The following is a 26,358-nucleotide window of genomic DNA, read 5'->3' on the forward strand; positions in this document are numbered from 1 at the left end:
GCTGCGTGCTACTGCACAAGCGGTTGCGCCAGCAGGATCGCCAACGGTGCCCCTGTGTACCGCACACCAGCAGGGAGCATCCATGGACAACATCGTCGTCGCCGACAAGCAAACCACCGTCGCCACCCAGAATGCCTGGGGCAATATCACGCTCAACAGCCCAGGCGTGGTGCAAATGCCCGTTGCGCCTGACCAGGTGGCAACCGTGACCCGGCGGGGTCAGGACCTGATCGTCACACTCAAGTCAGGGGAAAAGGTTACCGTCGGCAACTTCTTTGCCGTGGACCAGGCGGGTGTCGGCAGTGACATGGTCTTCGTCGGCGAAGATGGCACCCTGTGGCACGCCAACTACGATGCCGAAGCCTTCAGCGGTTTCACCTTCGAGGAAGTCGCCTCGCTCGATGAACTGGTCGCAGGCATCGGCGGCGCTGGCAGCGAAACCCCGACCTGGGCGATTGCCGGGCTGAGCCTGCTGGGCGTTGGCGGCGCAGCCGCCGCCGCAGGCAGCGGTGGTGGAGGCGGTAGCAGCGGCGACGGCTCTGCGCCAGGCGACACCACGCCACCCGCCACGCCCATAGACCTGCTGGTTTCGCCCGATGGCCTGCGCCTGACTGGCCGCGGCGAGGTCGGTGCCACGGTGAATGTACGCGACGGCGCCGGCAACCTGATCGGCAGCGGCACTGTGGGCACCGACGGCACCTTCACCGTGACCTTGAACCCACCCCAGGTCAATGGCGAAAGCCTGGATGTCAGTTTGACCGATGCTGCTGGCAACGTCTCGCAGCCGGGCAACGTGGCCGCACCGGATGCAACCGCCCCCCTGGCCCCCAGCGACCTGGCCGTCAACGAGCAAGGAACCACACTAACCGGCCGCGCTGAACCCGGGTCCACCGTGCAAGTGCGTGCCGCCGACGGTACCGTGCTGGGTACCGCCGTGGCAGGTGCCGACGGCCTGTTCAGCATCACCCTGCAACCCCCGCAAACCGAGGGTCAGCCGCTGCAAGTCACAGCCAGTGACGCCGCTGGCAACACCTCACCCGCAACAGCCGTCAACGCACCCGATGACGGGGTCGGCAACCCGCCCGACACCACGCCGCCCGCACAACCGACCGACTTGGCCGTCAGCGCTGACGGCAGAGTAGTAAGCGGGCGTGCCGAACCAGGTAGTACTGTGCGCGTGCTCGCAGCGGACGGCACCACGGTACTGGGTAGCGTGGTCGTGGGCGCCAACGGTGCGTTCAGCATCACCCTCGACCCACCGCTGGTCGACGGCGAGCAGTTACAGGTAACGGCCACCGATGCCGCCGGCAACACCTCCACTGCCGGCACCGTCACCGCGCCGGACATCGACACGGGCGGTGGTGACACCACTGCGCCAGCGCCCGCCAGTGGCCTGATCATCAGCGCCGATGGCCGTACAGTCTCGGGGCGCGGTGAAGCAGGAGCAACGGTAACCGTATCGAACGACCAGGGCCAGGTCGTGGGGACCGGGACGGTGCAGCCTGATGGCACCTTTACCCTGCAACTGACCCCGCCCGTGACCGATGGCTCGTCGCTGCAAGTGACCTTGACCGATGCCGCTGGCAACGTATCAACGACAAGCCCGCTGACGGCACCGGACCTGGTAGCCCCCGGGCAACCGACCGGGCTGACGCTGAGCGATGGTCAAACGCTGACCGGCAATGCCGAACCCGGTGCACGGGTGCAAGTGCGCGACGCCTCCGGAGCCCTGATCGGCAGCGCTATCGTCGGGCCGGACGGCAGCTTCAGCCTCACCCTCGACCCTGCCCAGGCCGACGGTGAAGCCTTGGCCATCACAGTCACCGATGCCGCCGGCAACAGCTCCGCACCACTGGCTTATACCGCCCCGGACATTACTGCCCCGGCCCTCATCACCGGCGTGGTGGTGGGCGCCGGCAGCGTCGTGATATCGGGCCGCGGTGAAGCGGGTGCCACAGTGCAAGTGCTGGATGCCGACGGCAATGTCATCGGCAGTGGCACCGTGGCAGCCAATGGCACCTTCCTGGTCGAACTGGATGCTCCGGTGGCTGCGGGCGAAAGCATCGTGCTGGTGCAAACCGATGCTGCCGGCAATCCGTCGCCTGAGCTCAGCATCATCGTGCCACAGACCCCCGTCCCGGAAGGCCCTGCCGGGGTGGTGGTAGCCCCCGATGGCTCGTCCGTCAGCGGCACCGCTCCGGCGGGCAGCCTGGTAGAGGTGCGCGATGCCCAAGGCAATGTGCTGGGCAGCGTGCAAGTGGGCAATGACGGCAACTTCACCGTCGCCCTTGATCCCGCTCAGGCTAATGGTGAGCTGCTCGATGTGGTGGCCTTGGACGCCGACGGCAACAGCTCACTGCCGACCCAGGTCGGCGCACCGGACATCACCCCGCCCAACCCGGCCAGTGATCTGCAACTGAGCGCCGATGGCGCTACCCTCACTGGCCGCGGTGAACCCGGGGCCAGCGTGCAGGTGAGCGATGCCCAGGGCACGGTGCTGGGCACTACAGTGGTCGGCGCGAACGGCGTCTTCACCCTCACACTGACACCGGCCCAGTCCGATGGCCAGATGCTCGACGTGGTACTGCGTGACGCTGCGGGCAACACCTCGACCGCAACCCTGACCGCGCCGGACCTGGACGGGCCTCTGCAGCCTTCCGGGCTGGCCGTCGACAGCGCTGGCCTGCACCTGACCGGCCAGGGCCAGAGCGGCTCGATAGTCACTGTACGTGCGGCGGACGGTACCGTGCTGGGCACCGCGACAGTCGGCGCCGACGGGCGCTTCGATGTCACCCTCGACCCGCCACAGCGCAATGGCGAAATCCTCACCGTGGAGGCTACCGACAATCTCGGCAACAGTGCCGGCCCGGTCGACTTCACCGCACCAGACAGCACCCCGCCGCAACTCATCGGCAACCCGAGCATCGACGCCAGCGGTACCACCGTTACCGGCACCGGCGAACCGGGTGCCACCGTGATCGTGCGCAGCCCCGACGGCGCTATGCTGGGCAGCGTCGAGGTGGCTGGCGACGGCACCTTCGAACTTACCCTGGACCCTCCACAGACCAATGGCCAGGCCTTGACCGTGGAACAACGCGACCCGACCGGTAACGTGTCAGCAGCGGTCGACCTGCCTGCTCCGGACAACGAGGCGCCCGACACCCCTACCGGCCTGGCCCTTTCCGCCGATGGCACCGTGGTTACCGGTAGCGGCGAACCCGGCGCGCAAGTGCGCGTCACCGGCACTGGCGGCGCAGTATTGGGCACCGCCGTGGTGGAGGCCGACGGTAGCTTCCGGGTGAACATCGACCCACCTCAGCTCAACGGTCAGACGCTGTCCGTCAGCCAGGCGGACGCTGCGGGCAACACCTCCGCTGCCGACACCATAACCGCCAACGACCTCGAAGCACCGCAACCTGCACAAGGCCTGGGGCTGAGCGCAGACGGTAGTGTGCTGAGCGGGCAGGGTGAGCCAGGCGCCACCGTAGAAGTGCGCGATGCCGGCGGGCAACTGCTGGGCGATGCCCAAGTGCAGCCCGACGGCAGCTTCACCGTGACCCTCGCACCTCCCCAGACCAACGGCGAAGTCCTGTCGGTAGTGCTTGTCGACGGCGGGGGCAATACCTCGCCATCGGCCACCTTCACCGCTGACGATTCAACCGGCCCCGCCACGCCGACCGGCCTGCAAGTCAGTGCCGATGGCACAGCGCTGCAAGGCAACGGCGAGGTGGGCTCCACCGTAGAAGTGCGCAATGCCAACGGCGATCTGCTGGGCACGGTCGTGGTGCCGGTGGGCGGCAACTTCAGCGTGCCGCTGTCGCCGGCCCAACTGGATGGCCAGAACCTCGACGTCACCCTCACCGATGCTGCCGGCAACACCTCGACCGCAGCCCAGGCAACTGCGCCGGACCTCACACCGCCTGCACTGCCGACCGATGTAAGCGTCAGCCCGGACGGCACCACTGTGACCGGCAACGCACCCGGGGCCAGCTCGGTCACGGTGACCGACCCCAATGGCACTGTCGTCACCGTTGCAGTGAACGGCGATGGCAGTTTCAGCGTACCGCTGGATACCCCGCTTTTTCACCAATGGCGAGAGCCTGACCGTGGTGGTCAGCGACGCAGCCGGCAACGACTCTGGCGCATCGACCGTCACCGCGCCGGATACCACCCCGCCCGCTGCGGCGACCGACATCACGGTCAGCCCGGATGGCGGCTTTATCGGTGGTACGGCCGAACCCGGCACCACCATCATCGTTCGCGACGGCACCACTGACCTGGGCACCGCAACCGCCGGGCCGGACGGCACCTTCGTTGTCGAAGTCGACCCACCCCTGGTTTCCGGCGACACCGTGCAGGTAGTGGTCCGAGACGACGGTGGCAACGAGACCACGGTCGACGTGGCCGGGCCAGACGGCACCGAAGTCGCTACACCAACCGCCCTGACCATCAGTGCCGACGGCTTCCTCCTGACTGGCGAAGGCACCGTGGGCTCGCTTATCACCGTGACCTCCGGCGGCACCACACTGGGCACCGCGACGGTCGGCAGCGACGGCATTTTCCGAGTGTTCTTCAGCGACGCCCAGCTCAATGCCCAGACCCTGCAGGTCAGCGCACGCCTTACAGCCGGGGGTAAACCCTCGGTACCAGCCACCATCGTTGCAGAGGACAGCACCGCGCCGGATGCTCCCACCCAGCTTGCCCTCGACCGCAGTGGCAGCACCCTTATCGGCAAGGGCGAGGTGGGCGCGACCGTACGCGTGGTGGATGCCCAAGGTACCGAGCTGGGCACTGCCACCGTTGGCAGTAACGGGTTGTTCAGCGTCAGCCTGACCCCCCCGCAAGCCAATGGCCAGAACCTTACCGTTACCCAGAGCGACGCCGCGGGCAATACCTCGCTCGCCGCAACCTTGCAGGCGCCTGATCTGCAAGCGCCTGATGCTGTCACCGGCCTGAGCCTGAACAGCGCGGCAACCGTAGTCAGCGGCCAGGGTGAGGCGGGCGCGACGGTGACCGTACGCGATGCCAGTGGCGCGATACTGGCCACAGGTACCGTCAACCAGAGCGGCCAGTTCCAGGTCACCCTGCCAAATGCACAGACCACCGGCAGCGCCTTGCAGGTCACCCTTAGCGATGCCGCTGGCAATGTGTCTGGCCCGGCGAGCCTGGCAACACCGGACCGCACGCCCCCGGCTGCGGTCGACAACCCGGTGCTCAGCGCCGACGGCAAACAGCTGTCTGGCAGCGGTGAAGCCGGCGCCACCGTGCAGGTGCGCAACGCTGCCGGCACCGTGGTCGGCACCGCGACCGTGGGCGCCGATGGCCGGTTTACGGTCACCTTCGATACCCCACAGGCAACCGGCCAGGCCATCGGCGTGAGCCAGGTGGATGCAGCGGGTAACACTTCCCCTGCTGTCACCCTCAGTACACCCGACCTCACCCCACCAGCCCCACTGAGCAATGTGGTGCTCAACAACAATGGCCTGACCCTCACCGGCCTGGGTGAAGCGGGTGCCAGCGTGACCGTGCGCGGCCCCGATGGCACCATCATTGGCACAGGCGTGGTGGCCGCCAACGGCAGCTTCACCCTCACCCTGACCAGTGCGCAACTTAACGCTCAGAACTTGAGCGTGACCCAGACCGACGCGGGCAACAACACATCACCTCCTGTTGCAGTAACAGCGCCGGACTTCACCCCACCGGCGGCGCCGGCCGCCCTCGCCCTGGCCGGTACCGGCCTGCAGCTGAGCGGCAGCGCCGAAGCAGGCAGTACCGTGACCGTGCGTGATGCCGCAGGCAATATCCTGGGCACCGCCGTGGCCAGCAGCAATGGCACCTTCCAGGTCACCCTGAGCAGCGCCCAGACCAACGGCCAGATCTTGCAGGTTACCGCCACAGATGCCGCAGGCAACGTGTCGCCTGCTGCACCTTACACCGCTGCCGATACCACACCGCCCACCGCCGTCGCCAACCTGGCCGTCGCTGCCGACGGCGCCAGCCTTACAGGTACTGGCGAAGCCGGCGCCACGGTCACCGTGCGTGCGCCCGACGGCACCTCGCTGGGGACCGCCACGGTCGGCAGCGATGGCCGCTTCACCGTAGCGCTCAGCCCTGCGGCAACCGCCGGCGACAGCCTCAGCGTGACCCAGGCCGATGCCGCGCAGAATGCCTCGCCGGCACAGACCGTGACCGCGCCGGGCAACCTGGCACCGGACATTCCGGACAACCTGACGCTCTCAGCCGATGGCCTGGTGGTTACCGGCAATGCATCCCCTGGTAGCACCGTCAATGTGTATGGCCCTGACGGCGTGCTGTTGGGCACTGCGCCAGTGGGCAATGACGGCAGTTTCACGGTCAACCTCGACAGCGCCCAGGCCAACGGCGAAGTCTTGCAGGTCAATGCCGTGGGCACCGATGGCAGTGCTTCGCTGCCTGCGACCTTGCAGGCACCGGACACCACCGCCCCGCAACCGCTGACCAACCTGGTGCTGAGCAGCGACGGCCTGACGCTCACTGGCCGAGGTGAGCCGGGCGCCACAGTCACCGTGATCGGCGAAGGCGGTGTCGACCTGGGCACCGCCGTGGTCGATGCCAGTGGTAACTTCAGCATTGGCCTGAGCACCGCACAGATCAATGGCGAACAGCTCAGTGCACAGCAGACCGACGCAGCGGGCAACGAGTCCGACAGTGTCAGCCTGACTGCGCCCGACCGTGTGGCACCTGATGCTGCCGGCAACCTGGCATTTGCCGGCGGCGGCAGCTTGCTCAACGGTACCGGCGAGGCCGGCAGCACCGTCAAAGTGCTGGCTGCCGATGGCAGCACACTGGGCAGCGCTGTGGTCCGCGCCGACGGTACCTTCCAGGTCACCCTCAGCGCGCCGCAGGCCAACGGCCAGCAGGTGCAAGTGATACTGACCGATGCCGCCGGCAACCAGTCCGACCCCAGCGCCATCATTGCAGCCGATACCACTCCACCGGCCGCCCCCACTGAGCTTGCGATTTCCAGCGACGGGGTTACCCTGACCGGCCGCGGCGAGCCCGGCGCGCAGGTCAGCGTCAGCAACGCGCAGGGCGACGAAATCGGTACGGCAGTGGTCGATGCCAGCGGTAACTTCACCGTCACCCTCAACCCGGCGCTGGGCAACGCCGAACTGCTCAGCCTCAGCCAGGCCGACGCAGCCGGTAACGTGTCGGCAGTCGCCACGTTGCAAACGCCTGACTTCACGCCGCCGGCCATCCTCACCGAGGTTGACATCAATGCCGATGGCAGTGTGGTCACCGGCCTTGGCGAACCGGGCGCTACCGTCACGGTGACCAATGCCGCAGGCGTAGTGCTCGGTTCGGCCACTGTGCTCGCCGATGGCAGCTTCTCTGTGGAACTGGCGCCAGCCCAGATCAACCAGCAAGTGCTGTCGGTACAACAGGCCGACCCACCCGGCAACATCAGCGCGCCGGTCACGATCGATGCACCCGACCTCACGCCACCTGCACCGGCAACCGAACTGCGCCTCAATGCTGCCGGCGATCAGCTAAGCGGCGTCGGCGAAGCAGGCACCACGGTACGGGTGTACCTGGGCACCACTGAAATCGGCACCGCCACGGTGGATGCCGACGGTACCTTCGTGGTTGACCTCAGCTCGCCGCAGCTCAATGGCCAAACCCTTCAGGTAACCCTGACAGACGAGAGCGAAAACATATCGCCCATCAGCTCGGTCACCGCGGTCGATACCACGCCCCCGGCCACCGTTGTCGCGTCGCTCAACGACAGCGGCACCCAGCTGATCGGTAGCGGCGAAGCGGGGGCACGCATTACGGTGATGAACGACCGTGGCGACATGGTCGGCCAAGGCGTGATCGATCCTGACGGCACCTTCGTGCTTGACCTGACAACCCCACAGATCGACGGCCAGGTACTGACCGTCGTCGCTCAGGACGTCACCGGCAACCCCTCCGCGCCATTCGAAGTGACCGCACCGGACTTGGTGCCACCAGCGCAACCTGCCGACTTGGCGCTGGACCCGACGGGCACGCTGCTGATCGGTAGTGCCGAACCCGGCAGTACCATCACCGTGCGTGGCCCGGACAACATCATTGTCGGCACCGTCCAGGCCACCGAAGACGGCACCTTCAGCGTCACGTTGAGCCCGGCGCAGAACAACGGCCAATTGCTGACCGTGGTCGCCACCGATGAGGCGGGCAACGCCTCGCTGCCTGCCACCTACCAGGCTGCCGACACGTCACCACCTGCTCTGGTCACCAACCTGGCAATCAATACCGACTACGACGTGCTGACCGGGCGCGGTGAGCCTAACGCCACAGTGACTGTCAGCCTTGCAGGCAATGTGATTGGCACCGGCGTGGTCGATGCCAACGGTAACTTCTCCATCGAACTCGAACCCGCACCTGGCTCGGTCGCGACATTGGCTGTGACCCAAAGCGACGGTACCAATACCTCGGCAGTGCAGACCTACATCACCCCGCTTATCCCACCACCAGCGCCCCCCACCAATGTGGTGCTGGACGCCGATGGCCTGACCCTCACGGGTAACGCCACCAGCGGGGCGTCCATCCGTGTCTATGACGATGAGGGCAATTTGATCGGCACGGGTGCAGCGGACCTCAACGGCGACTTCAGTCTCCAGCTCGACAGCGCCCAGTTGAATGGGCAATCGCTCTCGGTCACTGCCGTGGCTCTGGTGGGCGGTGAATCGCAGCCGGTATTCGTGCAGGCAACCGACACCACGCCGCCGGCCAACCCGGTGGTCACGGCGCTGTCCGCCAATGGCCTGGTGCTTACCGGGACCGGTGAAGCCAATGCCACGGTCACCGTGCGTGATGCCAGTGGCAATGTGCTCGGCACCGGCGTAGTCAACGCTGGCGGCGTGTTCAGCATCAACCTGGCCAGCGCGCAGCTCAACGGCCAGGTACTCGGTGTGACGCAGGTCGACGTTGCACAGAATACCTCGGGCAGTACCAGCTATACCGCACCGGACACACAGGCGCCGACTGCACCGACCAGCCTTGCCGTGACCGGCGCAGGCACCGTACTGACCGGCGTCGGCGAGCCCGGCGCGACAGTCACCGTTACCGGCCCGGGCGGTCCGTTGGGCAGCGCCGTGGTACAACCCGACGGCAGCTTTACCGTCACCCTCACCAGCACGCAGAACGACGGGCAGTTGCTTACCGTGCGTCAGTCCGATGCCGCCGGCAACCAGTCCGGCAGCGCCAGCATCACAGCACCGGACACCACGCCACCCGCCGCGCCAGTGGCCGCCATCAACGCCAACGGCACCACGGTAAGCGGCTCTGGCCAGATCGGCAGCACCGTCACCGTGCGCAACACTGCAGGCACCGTGCTGGGCACCGCCATAGTGGGCAGCAACGGCCTGTTCGTGGTCAGCCTGGCGGCGGCGCAAATCGACAACCAGGCCCTGACTGTCACCTTGACCGATGCCACCGGCAACACCTCGACCGGCACCGCACTGACCGCTCCAGACCTCACCCCGCCAGCGCTCGCCAGCAACCTGGTGATCAGCGCCGACGGCAGCACCCTGACCGGCAGCGGCGAGCCTGGCGCCACGGTCACGGTGCGCAGCTCCACCGGCACGGTCCTGCAAACCGGCACGGTGCAGCCCGACGGCACCTTCTCCGTAACCCTGACCCCTGCCCAGGACAACGGCCAGACACTGTCGGTATCGCTCACCGACCCACGCAACAACGTCTCCGGCAACGTCAACATCACTGCGCCGGACGTCGACGCCAACGCACCGGTGATCGCCAGCGACAACCTGGCCACCGCCACCGTCAACCTGGCACCGGTTGTCGCCACGCAGACCTACACCGACAGTTTCACCACACTGCTGGCGGGCTTCAGCAAGACCTACACCTGGACCGTCGACGCCGGCACCACGGCGGACCCGACCCTGACGCTGACCACCAGCAGTGCCCTGGCCCTGCTCGACAACGCCACCTTCACCCTGCAGGTAAAAGACGCGTCCGGGGCCTGGGTGACTTTGGCTACCGGTAACAGCCTGGGCCTGCTAGACCTGATTCTGCTTCCCCTGGGCCAGGGGGTGCAGGTCGACATCGGCGAACTGCAGGCCGGTGAATGGGGGACCGCCTGACCGTAGGCAGCGGCGGCATCGGCCTGGTGACCAACGTCACCACCACGCTGGACATCGAAACCTCCAGCCTGACCGAGTTCACCGGCACCGGTACCCCCACTACCGGCAACGTCATCACCGACCCCGGTGTCGACGGCACCACCGATGCCCGTGGCCCGGACAGCAGCGCCGTGCTGCAGGTGCTCAAGAACGGCAGCTACGTCACCGCTGGCAGCGCCACCGAAGTGCAAGGCCTGTATGGCACCCTGGTGATCCGCGCCGATGGCAGCTACACCTACACGCCGAACGGCACCCCATCCAGCGTCGGCAAAGTAGACGTGTTCAGCTATCAACTGGTGCACGGCAACGGCCTGACCGATGTCGCCAACCTCTATGTGCGGATCGACAGCCCGCAAGCCACGGAGGTCTGGAGCGACAGCAACCTCAGCGCGCCCGCCACGGTGGTCGATGCCGTCAACGACATCGACAGCACCAACATCAGCCTGGCAAACCGGGTGGACACCGGCAGCGCCACACTGGGGACGCTGTCCCTGCCGCTGATCGGCTCGCGGCAGGCGGTCTATGACACCAGCGTTGCCGCCGATACCACCGCCAACCTGCAAGTGGTGCTCAACTCCGCCAACCTGCTAGGCCTGCTCAACGGCACCACCATCGCCCTTTACAAACTCAACACGGCTACCGGCCAGTACGTGCTTGTGCAGTCTGTGCCCGGCAGTTCGCTGATCAGCCTGCTCGGCGGCGGCTCGGCCTACACCTTCCAGAACCAGGGCCCAGGTGCCTACGAGATCCGTGTCAGCGCAGGCGGCATCGGCCTGGCCAGCTCGATCACCACCAGCCTCAACACCACCACCACGTATACCAACGAGTTCGTGGTCAGCGGCTACACCCCAGTGACCGGCAACCTGTTGACCGACACCGCCGGCGGCGGTGCCGACAACCTCGGTTCGACGCTGACCGTGCTCAGCGTGCTGGTAGCGGCCAACACCTACGCCATCCCCGGTTACAACGGCGTCAGCGTGACCGGCACCTACGGCACCCTTTTGGTGAATGCTGACGGCAGCTACACCTACACCCTCAAGGCAGGCCTGACTTCGGCAGTTGTCGGCCAACAGGACACTTTCACCTACGAACTGACGCACCCCAACGGCACCACCGATACCGCAACGCTGACCATCAACCTGGACAACGCTGCCGGGCTCACCGCGACCACTTCGCTGCTGGCTGACAGTGGCGACGAGGGGGCGGCCCTGGCCAGTGTCGCCGCGGCTGCATCCACCGAGGTGATTGCCGGCACCGATGGCAATGACCAACTCGATGGCAGCCAGGGCGGGCAGATCAGCCTGCAAGGCGGCTCCGGCGACGACACCCTCGTGGTGGTGGATCAGGCCTTTGCCAGCGTCGATGGCGGCAGTGGTACCGACACCCTGCTGTGGGGCGGCGGCGATGCCAGCATCGACTTGGGCTCCCTGGCCGGGCGTGTCCACGATATCGAAATCATCGACCTCAACGACACCAGCGGGGTGACCCTGACGCTGAACCTGGCGGATGTGGTGGCCGTCACCGAAAGCGGCAGCAGCACGCTGCTGATCAAAGGCGACGACAAGGATTCGGTGCACATGACCGATAACTGGAGCCTGACCGGCAGCCAGAGCGCCGACGGCATCGACTATAACCAATACACGGCCCAGGAGGATCCGAGCCACCACCTGTGGGTGCAAAACGGCATTCATGTCGTCTGAGGCCGCAGTAACCCGCCGGGCGCCATGCCCGGCGGCAAGGACGATCAGCAGTAAGGGAATTATGTGAAGCGAAGCAGTCCGCTGTCACCGCTGTTGCCGGGAGCCGTCGCGCTCCTGGTACTGATTTCAAACCCGGTTGCCCAGGCAGCCGATGACATAGACCCCTCGCTGCGCTCCATCGGGCCGTCACTGCTACGCGATGCCCCCGATGCCATCCCTGCCCGCCCACCGGCAGGCCAGGCCGCCAACAATGGCGATCGCCTCGGCCTGGCCGAGGCGGTGCTGGCCGCTGCGCAGTGGCACCCCAGCATCGCTGAAGCCATCGGCAACCTGTACAAGCAAGGCGAAGGCATCAACGTGGCCCGCGCCGGTTACTACCCACAGGTTTCCGGCGGTATCCGCACCGGCTATGACAGCGGGTATGGCGGCGACCGCAGCAGCCAGGCGCTGAACCTGTCGCTCAAGCAGATGCTCTACGATTTCGGCAAGGTCGACAGTGCTGTCGACGCGGCTCACGCTGCCGCCGCCCGCGCCCAGGCCAACATCCTGCTGGTGGTAGACGACCTGGCCCGCGATACCGCCTACGCCTGGATCGAAACCCGCCGTTACGAGCAGCTCATGGTGATTGCTCGCGAGCAGATCAAAGGCGTTGGCGATATTGCCGGCATGGCGCGCCAGCGCAGCGACATGGGCGCCAGCACGCGCTCCGACGTGGTCCAGGCCGAGTCCCGGGTGGAAGGCGCCCGTGCCACCCTCGAGGAGTATCAGGCCCAGTACGAGCGGTGGCGCTCGACCCTCGCCGCCCTGCTCGGCCGCGTCGCACCGCCGGCCCTGGCCGAAGAAACGCCCCCCGAACTCAACCAGGCCTGCAAGCGCCCACCGCAAGCCGACGACCGCCTGCCTGCAGTGCTCATGGCCCTGGCCCTGCGCGCGCAATCCAAAGCCGAACTGGCACAGGCCAAGGCCGAGGCCTACCCGACACTGTCGCTGCAGCCGCAGGTCAACCACTACCTGGACAACGACTACGACCGCGACAACAACCGCCTCGACCGTACCCAGGCGGGCATTTACCTGAACCTCGAAGTGCCGATCTACCAAGGCGGCGCCATCAGCGCCCGCAGCCGCGCGGCCGGACATGCCCTGACCGCCGCCGATTCCGCCGAAGACGCCGCACGCCTGCAGGCCCGCCGAGGGCTGGCCGAAGCCATGGCGCAAACCTCGGGGCTGGGCCGCCGGCTGAGTTCGCTGGAGGCGCGCCAGGCCAGCATCAAGGAAGCACGCATGCTCTACGGCCGGCAATACCTGGACCTGGGCACGCGCCCGCTGCTCGACCTGCTCAATGCCGAGCAGGAAATCTACCAGTCGCGCTTCGAACTTGCCGGCACCCGTTCCGACCTGCTGCGCCTGGATGTCGACTGCCTGTACAACACCGGCGCCCTGCGCATGGCCTTAGGCCTTGAAGGGCGCAACCTGCAAGGGGTGGAGATCGAGCCATGAACGATACCGTCAACCTGAGCCAAGCCACGCAGCAGCAAAACCCGGAGCAGGCTATCGTCCATCGGCCGGACCTTGGCCCGTGGCTTGAAGTCATGCTGCAGGTCGCCCACCACTACCGGTTGGATGTATCCCCACAGCGCATTCGCCTGGCGGCCGTGGAAGATGCCCGGCCGCTGGATGAAATCCTGCGCCACATGGCGCGCCAGGCAGGCCTGTCGCTGCGCTTCGTGCGCTTCGATGCCAAAGCCCTGCGGCAATGGCGTACACCACTGGTGCTGGAACTCGACGATGGCCAGTTGGCTGTGGTCGAAGCCGTGACCGAGGACAACGAGCTGGCCGTGGTGTTCGCCGGCGATCAGAGCCTCACCTCGCGCCTGCCCCGCGAAGCGCTCGAAGGGCGCATCAACCGCGTGGCACTGATGCGCCCGGCTCGGCCGTTGCGCGATGTGCGTACCGACGACTACACCGCCCCGTACGACCGCCACTGGTTCGCCCGCATCGTCCTGCGAGACCTGCGCCCGTATGGGCAGGTGATGGTCGCCTCGCTGGTGGCCAACGTGCTTGCCCTGGCCGGCGTGCTGTTCTCGATGCAGGTGTATGACCGGGTGATCCCCGCCGAGTCCCTGCCCACCCTGTACGTGCTGTTCGGCGGTGTGGTGCTGGCGCTGGTGTTCGACTTCAGCATGCGCCTGCTGCGCCTGAAGGTTACCGACCTGCTCGGCAAGCGCGCCGACCTGCGCGTGTCAGATCTGGTCTACGGCCATGCCCTGCGCCTGCGCAACTCGGCGCGGCCGAAGTCCACCGGCTCGTTCATTTCGCAGTTGCGCGAGCTGGAGTCGATCCGCGACCTGATCACCTCCAGCACCGCCACCGCGCTGGCAGACCTACCGTTCTTCCTGTTGTTCCTGTTCGTGTTCTGGCTGATCGGCGGCGTGCTGGTGTTTATCCCCCTGGTGGCACTGCTGGCCATGCTCCTGCCTGGCTTGCTGGCGCAGCGCCGGCTGGCACGCCTGGCCAATGCCTCGATGCGCGAATCGTCACTGCGCAACGCCATGCTGGTGGAAAGCGTCCAGGGCCTGGACGAAATCAAGGCACTGCAGGCCGAAGCGCGCTTCGAGCGCCAATGGAACCAGTACAACGCAGCCTGCGCACACACCAACCTGCGTCTACGCACCCTGACCAACGGCCTGGTGACCTGGACCCAGAACGTGCAAGGCGCGGTGTTTGCCGTGGTCATCGTCATAGGCGCGCCAATGGTGATTGCCGGCGACCTCACCACCGGTAGCCTGGTAGCCGCCTCGATGCTTTCCTCGCGGATGATGGCGCCGCTGGCGCAGCTCACCCATGTGCTGACCCGCTGGCAGCAAGCCAAGGTGGCACTACAGGGCCTGGACAAACTGATGCAGTCACCGGTCGATCACCCCGAAGGAGAAGCCCGTGTGCACCTGCCGGCCATCCGCGGGGAGTACCGGCTGCGTCAGGCCAATTTCCGCTACGACCCCGAGGCACCACCGGTGCTGAACATCGGCCAGCTGGACATCCGGCCGGGCGAACGCATCGCAGTGCTGGGGCGCAACGGCGCCGGTAAGTCGACCCTGCTGCAGGCGCTGGGCGGTGCCATGGACCTGGTACAAGGCGAGGTCACGCTCGACGGCATTGCCCTGGCCCACCTGGACCCGGCCGACCTGCGCCGTGACGTCGGCTTGCTGGCGCAGTATGCGCGGCTGTTCCACGGCACCCTGCGCGAAAACCTCACCCTCGGTGCCGGCCAGGCCAGTGACCAGGAACTGGTTGCCGCGCTGGCCGCCACGGGCGCACTGGACTTCGTGCGCCGGCTACCCAAAGGCATGGACCACCTGATTCTGGAAGGTGGCCTGGGCCTGTCCGGCGGGCAACGCCAGGCACTGGTGCTGGCACGTTTGCTGGTGCGCCAGCCGCAGGTACTGCTGCTGGATGAACCCACCGCCTCGCTGGACGACACGACCGAACGCAAACTGCTCGATAACCTCGACCGCTTCTGCCAAGGCCGCACCCTGGTGATCGCCACTCACCGTTTGAGCGTGCTGCAACGGGTCGAGCGGATCATCGTGCTCGACGGCGGGCGCATCGTCATCGACGACAGCCGTGAAGCCGCCCTGGCCAAATTGCAAGGAGCGCAGGCATGAGCAACCATGAACTCCCCGCGTCCTACCTGGATGGCCAGGACGATCAGGCCGTGCTGCGCGCAGGCCGCGTCATCACCGTGTGTGCGCTGATGCTGGCCGCGTTCCTGGCCTGGGCCGCCTGGTTCGAGGTCACCGAAGTCTCTACCGGCACCGGCAAAGTGATCCCCAGCTCACGCGAGCAGGTGATCCAGTCGTTCGAAGGCGGCATCGTCGCCGAGATGAATGTGGCCGAAGGCGACCTGGTCGAGCGCGGCCAGGTGCTGGCCCAGCTCGACCCGACCAAGACCGCCTCCAGCGTCGGTGAAAGCGAGGCCAAGTACCGTGCTGCCACGGCCAGCGTTGCGCGCTTGCGCGCCGAGGTCACCGGCAAGCCGCTGGCCTTCCCCGACAGCTTGCGCGATTCGCCGGACCTGATCGACGCCGAAACCGCGCTGTACCAGACCCGCCGCCGCGGCCTGGAACAGACCCTGGCGGGCATCGAGGACTCGCTGCGGCTGGTGCGCAGCGAACTGCAGATCACCGAAAACCTGGCCAAGATGGGCGCCTCCAGCCGGGTCGAAGTGATCCGCCTCAACCGCCAACGCTCGGAACTCGAGCTCAAGGCCAACGAAGCACGGTCCGATTACCTGGTACGCGCCCGCGAAGAACTGGCCAAGGCCAGCGCCGAAGCCGACAGCCTCTCGGAAGTGATCCGCGGACGCAGTGATTCGCTGTCACGCCTGACCTTGCGCTCGCCGGTGCGCGGCATCGTCAAGGACATCGAGGTCAACACCCTGGGCGGGGTGGTACAGCCCGGCGGGCAGGTGATGAAGATCGTGCCGATGGACGAACGCTTGCTGATCGAGACGCGCATCGCCCCCCGGGACATCGCCTTCATCCACCCCGACCAGGCGGCCAAGGTGAAGATCAGTGCCTATGACTATTCGGTGTATGGCGGGCTGGAGGGCAAAGTGGTGGGCATCTCGCCCGATACCCTGCAGGATGAGGTGAAACCGGAGATCTATTATTACCGGGTGTTCATCCGTACCGAGCAGGACAGCCTGCAGAACAAGGCCGGCAAGCGCTTTGCGATCGTGCCGGGGATGATTGCCACGGTGGATATCCGCACGGGCGAAAAAACCATTCTCGATTACCTGATCAAGCCGCTGAACCGCGCCAAGGAGGCCTTGCGCGAGCGCTAAGGGCCGCTGCGCGGCCATCGCCGGCAAGCCGGCTCCCACAGGAACTGCACAAGCCGTTGGCGCACTGGTGACCTTGCAGGAGCCGGCTTGCCGGCGATAGGGCCAGCAAAGGCTGCCGCCAAGTTAAAGCCCAGCCCGAACAGGCCGATAACCGGTTATCCCCTGTCTTCCATGAAGGTCACCATGGCCACGCAAAATGCCCGCGCGGACGCGTTGTCCCTGCTGCTGTTCACCCTGCGCAGCGGCAAGCTGATGGCAATCAACCTGCTCAAGGTCAGCGAGATCATCCCTTGCCCGTCGCTGACCAGGTTGCCCGAATCGCACCCCCACGTGAAAGGCGTGGCGACGCTGCGCGGCAACCCGCTGTCGGTGATCGACCTGTCGCGGGCCATCGGTGAACGCCCGCTGGCCGACCCGGACGGTGGCTGCCTGATCGTCACCGAGATCAGCCGCTCGCGCCAGGGCCTGCATGTGCAGGCAGTGAGCCGCATCATCCACTGCCTGAGCACCGACATCAAGCCGCCGCCCTTTGGCTCGGGCAACCGCTCGTTCATCACCGGCGTGACCCGTGTCGACAATACCTTGGTGCAGGTGCTGGACATCGAAAAGGTGATCCATGCCATCGCCCCGCCGGAGCCGGAGCCCGCTCCGGGCAAGCTGAACGAAGAAGACGCCAGCCTGTTGGCCGCCGCCAACATCCTGGTGGTGGACGACAGCCAGGTGGCGCTGCAACAGTCGGTGCACACCCTGCGTAACCTGGGCATCGACTGCCACACCGCACGCAGCGCCAAGGATGCAATCAACGTGCTGCTGGAGCTGCAGGGCACCGCGCAGGAGATCAACATCATCGTGTCCGACATCGAGATGTCGGAGATGGACGGCTATGCCTTCACCCGCACCCTGCGCGAAACACCGGACTTCCAGCACCTCTACGTGCTGCTGCACACCTCGCTGGACAGCGCGATGAGTGCCGAGAAGGCCAGGTTGGCGGGGGCCAATGCCATCCTGACCAAGTTCTCCTCACCGGAGCTGACCGATTGCCTGGTGGTGGCGGCACGCACGGTAGTGTTTGCCGAGCGATGATGGCCGTGCTGTCATATTCAGCGACAAACTCCCTGGCCTGTTGCCAGGGATGACTCGGTCATACTTCCCCCCCTCGAACGTTTCACGGTACAGCGTATGAAGTTTTTCAGCTCTCTCCTGATCGCCTGCGCCCTTTTCAGCGGTGTTGCCCAGGCCTCCAGCAGCCAGGCCTGGAACGAACAACGCCAGCAGATGCTCAAGGCCTGCCTGGCCGCCAGCCAGTTCAAGGATGCCCACGCCCGCGGCAAGCCCGCAGAGTTCGATGACCAGGTCGGCTTCAGCGCCCTGGTCATCGAAGGGGTGTATCCACAAACGCACATGCAGCAACGCACCGGCTCCGAGCTGTGCTTGTACGACCGCCAGCACCAGCGGGCCTTCGTCAGCGAATGGAACCCAGACGCCAAGTGAACGACTCTCTGCGTTTTGCCTGTACCGGCTGTGGCAAGTGCTGCACCGGCCACCATGTACCACTGACCCTGGCCGAGTCGCGCCAGTGGGCGGCATCCGGCGGCCAGGTGGTGGTGCTGATCGAAGCCTTTGTGGAGGATGGCCCGGGGATGCCGGCAGACCAGCGTGAGCATGTGCTGCGCCGCTCGCACCCGGTGCCTTGCGGTGACAGCGAGGTACGGGTTTCGGTGACCTTTGCCGCGTTCAACCCTGGGCGCTGCCGCAACCTGGACGAAAACGACCTGTGCACCATCTACGAGAGCCGGCCGCTGGTCTGTCGCATCTACCCGGTGGAAATCAACCCGCACATTCCGCTAAGGCCAGAGAACAAGGACTGCCCGCCCGAGGCTTGGGAGCAAGGGCCTGAGCTGATTCATGGTTCGTTGCCGGTGGACCCGGCGCTGCTGGCACTCGTGCAAGCGTCCCGGCAGGCAGATCGTGATGACATCGCGGCCAAGGTTGCCGTGTGCCAGGCCTTGGGCATGACCATCAGCGCGCTCAAGGGCAATGGCTTCACGGCCTACCTTCCGGACATGGGCGCCTTGGCTGCGGCGCTGGCGGATGTACCGCCACCGCACGATGCGCCGTGGGCGCTGCACGTGCAGGACACCGCCCTGCTGGCCAAACTGCAGGCGCAGGGCTTGCAGGCTGGCGACACGCCTTCGCAGTACTACGCCTTCATCGGTTTCTAGCAAAGCCAGCACCAAATCCCGGCGATCTCCCTGTGGGAGCCCGGCTTGCTGGCGATCCCCATGTGGGAGCCGGGCTTGCCGGCGATGGGCCGCAAAGCGGCCCCACAACCGCTTAAGCGCTGCGGTTCATGCCCATTTCCATGTCGTTGATCAGTGCTTTGGCCATGGCACTGAGAATGCGTGCCGCACTGCCTGCGATCATGTTGCCTTCCATCTCGGCTTCCTCGCTCAAATGCCGGATACAACCGAGCAAGACCGACAGCTCGTCGAAAGCATGATCGAGCGGTATGCCCGGCTGGATGGCGTACAACTCGAGGAATGTTTCCTTGCCGGCTGTGCTGCGCGATTTCAGTTCATCACTCATGGATGATCTCCTTGCATCGCCATATGGGCGACAAGGACACGCAGCAGTTCAGTGAGAATGCCGAGGTTTTCCAGCAGCGCGTAGCGATGGTCTTCGGCTTCGGTGTCGAGGTAGAGCTGGCTGGTTTTACAGAGGCAGTCCATCAGCGCGGCAGCGTGAGACCTGGCGTCTTCCGGGGAGAGGTCGGCGATGATTGTGATGTAAGGGATCGGGAATGAGTCCGGTGGATCGGGAACGATTTTTTTCATGATGACTTTCCTGAAGATGCTATTGGAAAGCGACCACCTTGTTCTTCTCACGGATTGGGTGGCAGCCGTACGCGAGGTGAGAAGACCGCGTCCAGGAACCGCGGCCCGGACCGAAGCCCGCACACGCACGGCTGCCATGAAAAATGGCATCCTGGATACAGCTGCGGCTTCTCACGGCCGCTCGCCGTTGTGGCGAACCGTGAAGTTATCGCTGAAACAGTTCCCCGCCTATCAGACGCCATCCGACAGAGCGCGTAGGATAATTCGTCATGGCTGCGCTCTTGAAGCATCTGGTTTCAGATTCAGAATCTTCTTACGGATCAAGGGGAGCAGAGGTATGAATCAGTCAGGATCGCGTTAGGGCTGCCAACTGCCCCCAACCTGTCAGCGCTGTCAGCCAGCTGTCACGCTGCCGACCCGGTCACAGCGCTATAAGCTTCAATAACCGCCCCCTCCTCTTGGCCAAGGTGCCCGCGCCGATGCGACGTCCTACCCGCCCTCTCCTGCTGGCCGCCACCGCCCTGCTCGCCCTCGCAGCACTTGGCATCTGGTATGGCCAGCGCCAGGAGGCGCCGGTTGCGCGCGCCCAAAGCGCCATTCCGGTGCGCGTGGTCAGCGTCGCCCAGCAGGACGTGCCGCGCTACGCCAGCGCCATCGGCTCCGTGCTGTCGCTGCACAGCGTCGAAATAAAACCGCAGGTCGAAGGGGTGCTGACCCGGGTACTGGTCAAAGAGGGCCAGTGGGTCAAGCAAGGCGACCTGCTGGCCACCCTGGACGATCGCAGCATCCGCGCCAGCCTCGACCAGGCCCGCGCCCAGCTCGGCCAGAGCCAGGCTCAAATCCAGGTGGCCGGCGTCGACCTCAAGCGCTACCGCCTGCTCAGCAGCGATGACGGCGTGTCCAAGCAGACCCTCGACCAGCAACAGGCGCTGGTCAATCAGCTGCAAGCCACCGTAAAAGGCAACCAGGCCGCCATCGCCAATGCCGAAGTCCAGCTCTCCTACACGCAGATTCGCTCCCCTGTCACCGGGCGTGTCGGCATCCGCAACATCGACCCCGGCAACCTGGTGCGCGCCAGCGATACCCAGGGCCTGTTCAGCGTGACCCAGATCGACCCCATCGCGGTCGAGTTCTCCCTGCCGCAACAGATGCTGCCAACCCTGCAGGGCCTGCTGAAGGCGCCCACGCCCGCATTGGTGCAGGCCTACATGGACGCCGATGGCGAAAGCAACCTGCTGGGTGAAGGCCACCTGGCCCTGATCGACAACCAGATTTCGGCCAACACCGGCACGGTGCGGGTCAAGGCCGAGTTCGACAACAAGGACGGCCGGCTGTGGCCGGGGCAACTGGTGACCATCCGTTTGCGCACTGCCGTGGAAGAAAACGCCCTGGTGGTGCCGCCGCCAGTGGTGCAGCGCGGCGTCGACGGCCACTTCGTCTACCGCCTGGACGGCGACAAGGTCACCAGTGTGCCGGTCAAGGTGCTGTACCAGGACAGTGGCCTGAACATCATTGCCGGGGTCAAGCCGGGCGAGCGTGTGGTGCTCGATGGTCAGTCGCGGCTCAAGCCGGGCTCTCGCGTGGAGGTCACCCCGGACGCACCGCCGCCGTCGGAAATGGCCGACCGCCGGAGCCAGCCATGAATAGCCGCAACAGCGTGTCGGCCTGGTGCATCGACCACCCCGTCGCCACCCTGCTGCTGACCTTCGCCCTAGTACTGCTGGGCGCCATCGCCTTTCCCCGGCTCCCCGTGGCGCCCTTGCCAGAAGCCGACTTCCCGACCATACAGGTCACCGCCCAGTTGCCTGGGGCCAGCCCGGAAACCATGGCCTCTTCGGTGGCCACGCCGATGGAGGTGCAGTTCAGCGCCATCCCCGGCATGACCCAGATGACCAGCAGCAGCGCACTGGGCTCGACCACCCTGATCCTGCAGTTCACCCTCGACAAGAACATTGACACTGCCGCCCAGGAAGTCCAGGCGGCCATCAACACGGCTACCGCCCGCCTGCCCCAGGACCTGCCCAACCCGCCGACCTGGCGCAAGGTCAACCCGGCCGACAGCCCGGTGCTGGTACTCACCGTCAGCTCCGCACAGATGCCCGGCAACGACCTGAGCGACTATGCCGAAACCTTGCTGGCACGCCAGCTGAGCCAGATCGAAGGGGTCGGCCTGATCAACATCACCGGCCAGTTGCGCCCGGCCATCCGTGTGCAGGCCCAGCCGGAAAAGCTCGCCGCCATGGGCCTTACGCTCGCCGACCTGCGCCTGGCCATCCAGCAGACCAGCCTGAACCTGGCAAAGGGCGCCCTGTATGGAGAGCACAGCGTGTCGACCATCGCCGCCAACGACCAGCTGTTCCACCCCGAGGACTATGCCAGGCTCATTGTCTCTTACCGCGACGGCGCCCCGGTGCACCTGCAGGACGTGGCCAAGGTGATCAACGGCGCCGAGAACGCCTACGTCAAAGCCTGGTCTGGCAACCAGCCGGGCCTGAACCTTGTGGTGTTCCGCCAGCCTGGCGCCAACATCGTCGACACCGTGGACCGCGTGCTCGGCGCCTTGCCCAAGCTGCAGGAGATGCTGCCGGCCTCGGTCGAGGTATCGGTGCTGCAGGACCGTACCCAGACCATCCGCGCGTCGCTGCATGAGGTGGAACTGACCCTGATGATCGCCGTAGCCCTGGTGATCGGGGTGATGGCGCTGTTCCTGCGCCAATGGTCAGCCACCCTGGTGGTGTCCAGTGTGCTGGGCGTATCGCTGATCGCCACTTGCGCACTGATGTACGTGTTCGGTTTCAGCCTCAACAACCTGACCCTGGTGGCCATCGTCATTGCTGTCGGTTTTGTGGTGGACGACGCCATCGTGGTGGTGGAGAACATCCACCGCCATCTGGAAGCCGGCGAAGACAGCCGCACTGCTGCGCTCAAAGGGGCAGGCGAAATCGGCTTCACCGTGGTGTCGATCAGCTTCTCGCTGGTTGCCGCGTTCATTCCGCTGCTGTTCATGGGCGGCGTGGTGGGCCGGCTGTTCAAGGAGTTCGCCCTTACCGCCACAGCCACCATTCTGATTTCGGTGGTGGTGTCGCTGACCCTGGCACCGACCCTGTGCGCGCTGTTCATGCGTCGCCCGCCCACGGAGCACCATGGCGGCTTCGGTGAACGGCTGCTGAAGTGGTACGAAAAGGGCCTGGACCGGGCGCTGGCCCATCAGCGCCTGACTCTCGGCGTGTTCGGCCTGACCCTGGCCCTGGCGGTGATCGGCTACGTGGCCATCCCCAAGGGCTTCTTCCCCCTGCAGGACACCGGTTTCATTCTCGGCACCACTGAAGCGGCAGCGGATGTGTCATACCCGTCGATGATCGACAAGCACTTGGCACTGGCGAAAATCATCGAAGCCGACCCCGCCGTGAGGGCCTTCTCCCATTCGGTAGGGGTTACCGGCAGCAACCAGACCATCGCCAACGGCCGTTTCTGGATCGCCCTCAAGCCCCGCGGCGAGCGCGATGTTTCGGCCAGCGAGCTGATCGACCGGCTGCGCCCGCAACTCGCGCAAGTGCCTGGCGTGGTGCTGTACATGCGCGCCGGCCAGGACATCAACCTGAGCTCCGGCCCGTCACGTACCCAGTACCAGTACGTGCTCAAAAGTAACGACGGCGTCGCCCTCAACCTGTGGACCCAACGCCTGACCGAGCGCCTGCGCGAAAACCCGGCGTTGCGCGACCTGTCAAACGACCTGCAACTGGGCGCCAGCGTTACCCGCATCGACATCGACCGCCAGGCTGCGGCCCGCTTCGGCCTGACCACCACCGACGTCGACCAGGCGCTGTACGACGTCTTTGGCCAGCGGCAGATCAGCGAATTCCAGACCGAGACCAACCAGTACAAGGTGATCCTGGAACTGGACGCCCAACAGCGCGGCAAGGCCGAAAGCCTGAATTTCTTCTACCTGCGCTCGCCCCTGACCAACGAAATGGTGCCGCTGTCGGCATTGGCGCATGTCGCCGCGCCCAGCACCGGGCCGCTGTCGATCAGCCATGACGGTCTGTTCCCGGCCGCCAACCTCTCGTTCAACCTGGCCCCCGGCGTGGCCCTGGGCGATGCAGTGGCGATCCTGGAACGCACCCAGCGCGAACTGGGCATGCCCGACTCGATCAGCGGCAACTTCCAGGGCGCGGCGCAGGCCTTCCAGAGTTCGCTGTCGAGCCAGCCGTGGCTGATCCTCGCCGCACTGGTGGCGGTTTACATCATCCTTGGGGTGCTCTACGAGAGCCTGGTGCACCCGCTGACCATCATCTCGACCCTGCCTTCGGCGGGCCTGGGCGCGTTGCTACTGCTGTGGGCCATGGGCCAGGACTTCAGCATCATGGGCCTGATCGGCGTGGTGCTGCTGATCGGCATCGTCAAGAAGAACGGCATCCTGCTCATCGATTTCGCCCTGGAAGCCCAGCGCCGCCATGGTCTGACGCCCGAGCAGGCGATTCACCAGGCCTGCCTGACGCGCTTTCGGCCGATCATCATGACTACCATGGCCGCCCTGCTCGGCGCGGTGCCGCTGATGTTCGGCTTTGGCGCTGGCGCCGAGCTGCGCCAGCCGCTGGGTATCGCGGTGGTCGGCGGCCTGCTGGTCAGCCAGGCCCTGACGCTGTTCACCACCCCGGTCATATACTTGGCCCTGGAGCGCCTGTTCCATCGCCGCAAGGCCGCCAGCGCGGTCGCGCCAAGGACCTACTGAGACAAGACCATGCGTGTGCTGATCATCGAAGACGAAGAGAAAACCGCTGACTACCTGCATCGCGGCCTGAGCGAGCAAGGCTTCACTGTCGACCTGGCACGGGACGGCATCGACGGCCTGCACCTGGCGCTTGAAGGTGACTATGCGGTGATCGTGCTCGATGTGATGCTGCCGGGTCTGGATGGCTATGGCGTGCTGCGTGCCTTGCGTGCCCGTAAGCAGACACCGGTGATCATGCTCACCGCCCGCGAGCGCGTCGAGGACCGCATCCACGGGCTGCGCGAAGGTGCCGACGATTACCTTGGCAAGCCGTTCTCCTTCCTTGAACTGGTCGCCCGCCTGCAGGCCCTGACTCGCCGCAGCGGCAGCCACGAGCCACTGCAGGTGCAGGTCGGCGACCTGTGGATCGACCTGATGGCGCGCAAGGCCAGCCGCGGCGGCCAACGCCTGGACCTGACTGCAAAGGAGTTCTCGCTGCTCAGCGTGCTGGCCAGGCGCCAAGGCGAAATACTCTCCAAGACAGCCATCGCCGAGCTGGTCTGGGACATCAACTTCGACAGCGATGCCAATGTCGTCGAAGTGGCCATAAAGCGCCTGCGCGCCAAGCTCGACGGGCCATTTGACAACAAGCTGCTGCATACCATCCGAGGCATGGGCTATGTCCTGGAAAACCGTGCCGGTTAACTCCATCGCACTGCGCCTGTCGGCGCTGTTCATTCTGGTGGCGATGGGCGTGTTTCTGTTTATCGGCTCGGCACTTTACCGCCAGGTCGACCATAGCCTGGACATGCTGCCGGCGGCCGAGCTGGACGCCCGCTTCAGCGTGCTCGAATCCACCCTCAATCGCTACGGCAGCCCCGAGCACTGGGCCAAGATCCGCAACAAGCTCAACCTGCTCAGCGAGGAAGACAAACGTATCCGCTTCTGGGTGGTCGGCAGCGACCCGGCGTTCGAATATGGCCACCCCAGCGAACGGGTCCGCGCATTTGCCGAAGGCCCTGAAGGGATGCGCGACCTGCGCCTGCCTGACCGGCCCTACCCTTACAAGGTGCTGGTCAGCGAGTTGCCGGCCCTGGGCGCTCGCCCGCCACTGCGCTTTCTGATCGCTATTGATACCGAGACCTTCTGGCAGGCTCAGCACAGCCTGCTGGTGGCCATCGTCGGGCTGGCGGTGCTCGGTGTGCTGCTGGCCTCGGTGCTCGGCTACTGGGTGGCGCGCATTGGCCTGCGCCCGCTGCTGGCGCTGTCCAACGAGGCACAGGCCTTGGCCCCCCCACGCCTGGATGGCCGCCTGCAAACCGTCAACCTGGCCCCGGAACTGGCGCAATTCGCCGGCGCTTTCAACGCGGCGCTCGACCGGGTCAGCCAGGCCTATTCGCAGCTGGAAGCGTTCAACGCCGACGTTGCCCACGAACTGCGCTCGCCGCTGACCAACCTGATAGGCCAGACCCAGGTCGCCCTCACCCGGGGGCGCAGCGCCGAACACTACTTCGAAGTGCTGCAATCAAACCTGGAAGAGCTCGAACGCCTGCGCAGCATCATCAACGACATGCTGTTCCTGGCCAGCGCCGACCAGGGCAGCAAGGCCACTGCCCTGACCCAGGTATCGCTGGCCGAGGAAGTGGCCACCACCCTCGATTACCTCGACTACATCCTCGAAGACGCCCAGGTCAGCGTCACTGTCAGCGGCGATGCCCAGGCCCCCATCGAAAAAGCCCAGTTGCGCCGGGCGTTGATCAACCTGCTGAACAATGCCGTGCAGCATACCGCACCGCACCAAGTGATCCGCGTGCATATCGATGCCGGGCCGGAGCAGGTCAGCATTGCCGTGAGCAACCCAGGGCCGGCTATCGACGATGATCACCTGCCTCTGCTGTTCGAGCGGTTCTACCGGGTGGATGCGGCGCGCAGCAACAGTGGCGGGGGCAATCACGGGTTGGGGTTGGCCATCGTCAAGGCGATTGCGCTGATGCATGGGGGTGAGGTTTTTGTGCGCAGCGAGGCGGGTGCCAACACCTTCGGCATTCGCCTGCCAAACGCTCAACTGCAGGGGTTTGCGGCAAAGATCTAATGTTTTTCGCAGGGA

Annotated in this window: 12 protein-coding genes and 1 pseudogene; 11 read left to right on the forward strand and 2 right to left on the reverse strand. The window is 65.7% G+C overall.

The window, feature by feature from the left end; all coding sequences use genetic code 11:
- The first annotated feature begins 82 nt into the window (after nucleotides 1-82).
- The 7 genes and pseudogenes from JET17_RS22280 (at nucleotide 83) to JET17_RS22310 (ending at nucleotide 18,928) form a co-directional block, all read left to right on the forward strand.
- Nucleotides 83-11,863 (forward strand): annotated as a pseudogene (locus JET17_RS22280) (BapA/Bap/LapF family large adhesin).
- Between the two features lie 63 nt (nucleotides 11,864-11,926).
- On the forward strand, nucleotides 11,927-13,360 hold the full coding sequence (locus JET17_RS22285) for a TolC family outer membrane protein (RefSeq protein WP_012316188.1): 1,434 nt from the start codon (nucleotides 11,927-11,929) through the stop codon (nucleotides 13,358-13,360).
- On the forward strand, nucleotides 13,357-15,525 hold the full coding sequence (locus tag JET17_RS22290) for a type I secretion system permease/ATPase (RefSeq protein ID WP_012316189.1): 2,169 nt from the start codon (nucleotides 13,357-13,359) through the stop codon (nucleotides 15,523-15,525). The genes JET17_RS22285 and JET17_RS22290 overlap by 4 nt, the downstream gene beginning before the upstream one ends.
- Nucleotides 15,522-16,706: an HlyD family type I secretion periplasmic adaptor subunit gene (locus JET17_RS22295; protein WP_012316190.1), complete on the forward strand. Its 1,185-nt coding sequence runs from the start codon at nucleotides 15,522-15,524 to the stop codon at nucleotides 16,704-16,706. The genes JET17_RS22290 and JET17_RS22295 overlap by 4 nt, the downstream gene beginning before the upstream one ends.
- Nucleotides 16,707-16,889: 183 nt before the next feature.
- The gene (locus tag JET17_RS22300) at nucleotides 16,890-17,789 is read left to right on the forward strand and encodes a chemotaxis protein (protein ID WP_012316191.1); all 900 of its coding nucleotides are present in this window, start codon (nucleotides 16,890-16,892) and stop codon (nucleotides 17,787-17,789) included.
- Nucleotides 17,790-17,885: 96 nt separating this feature from the next.
- Nucleotides 17,886-18,197: a hypothetical protein gene (locus tag JET17_RS22305; RefSeq protein WP_012316192.1), complete on the forward strand. Its 312-nt coding sequence runs from the start codon at nucleotides 17,886-17,888 to the stop codon at nucleotides 18,195-18,197.
- Nucleotides 18,194-18,928 carry a YkgJ family cysteine cluster protein gene (locus JET17_RS22310; RefSeq protein ID WP_042111741.1) on the forward strand — a complete coding sequence of 245 codons (735 nt, stop codon included), beginning with the start codon at nucleotides 18,194-18,196 and terminating at the stop codon, nucleotides 18,926-18,928. The genes JET17_RS22305 and JET17_RS22310 overlap by 4 nt, the downstream gene beginning before the upstream one ends.
- A gap of 112 nt (nucleotides 18,929-19,040) precedes the next feature.
- Here the strand turns inward: JET17_RS22310 and JET17_RS22315 are convergent, their stop codons facing one another.
- Both JET17_RS22315 and JET17_RS22320 read right to left on the reverse strand, forming a co-directional pair.
- Nucleotides 19,041-19,292 (reverse strand): DUF3077 domain-containing protein, encoded by a 252-nt coding sequence (locus tag JET17_RS22315; protein ID WP_012316194.1) that lies wholly within the window; start codon nucleotides 19,290-19,292, stop codon nucleotides 19,041-19,043.
- Nucleotides 19,289-19,540 carry a hypothetical protein gene (locus tag JET17_RS22320; RefSeq protein WP_042111742.1) on the reverse strand — a complete coding sequence of 84 codons (252 nt, stop codon included), beginning with the start codon at nucleotides 19,538-19,540 and terminating at the stop codon, nucleotides 19,289-19,291. Before JET17_RS22320 ends, JET17_RS22315 begins: the two co-directional genes overlap by 4 nt.
- Nucleotides 19,541-20,019: 479 nt before the next feature.
- Between JET17_RS22320 and JET17_RS22325 the strand changes: the two genes are divergently transcribed.
- Genes JET17_RS22325 through JET17_RS22340 form a run of 4 tightly spaced genes read left to right on the forward strand, consistent with a single transcriptional unit; the run spans nucleotide 20,020 to nucleotide 26,343 of the window.
- Nucleotides 20,020-21,183 carry an efflux RND transporter periplasmic adaptor subunit gene (locus tag JET17_RS22325; protein WP_012316196.1) on the forward strand — a complete coding sequence of 388 codons (1,164 nt, stop codon included), beginning with the start codon at nucleotides 20,020-20,022 and terminating at the stop codon, nucleotides 21,181-21,183.
- Entirely contained in the window at nucleotides 21,180-24,272 is a 3,093-nt protein-coding gene (locus tag JET17_RS22330; protein WP_012316197.1) for a multidrug efflux RND transporter permease subunit, read from the forward strand. Before JET17_RS22325 ends, JET17_RS22330 begins: the two co-directional genes overlap by 4 nt.
- A gap of 9 nt (nucleotides 24,273-24,281) precedes the next feature.
- Entirely contained in the window at nucleotides 24,282-24,956 is a 675-nt protein-coding gene (locus tag JET17_RS22335; RefSeq protein WP_012316198.1) for a heavy metal response regulator transcription factor, read from the forward strand.
- The gene (locus JET17_RS22340) at nucleotides 24,931-26,343 is read left to right on the forward strand and encodes a heavy metal sensor histidine kinase (RefSeq protein WP_012316199.1); all 1,413 of its coding nucleotides are present in this window, start codon (nucleotides 24,931-24,933) and stop codon (nucleotides 26,341-26,343) included. The genes JET17_RS22335 and JET17_RS22340 overlap by 26 nt, the downstream gene beginning before the upstream one ends.
- Nucleotides 26,344-26,358 lie beyond the last annotated feature (15 nt).

The organism is Pseudomonas putida (genome assembly GCF_016406145.1).
Lineage (GTDB): Bacteria > Pseudomonadota > Gammaproteobacteria > Pseudomonadales > Pseudomonadaceae > Aquipseudomonas > Aquipseudomonas putida_E.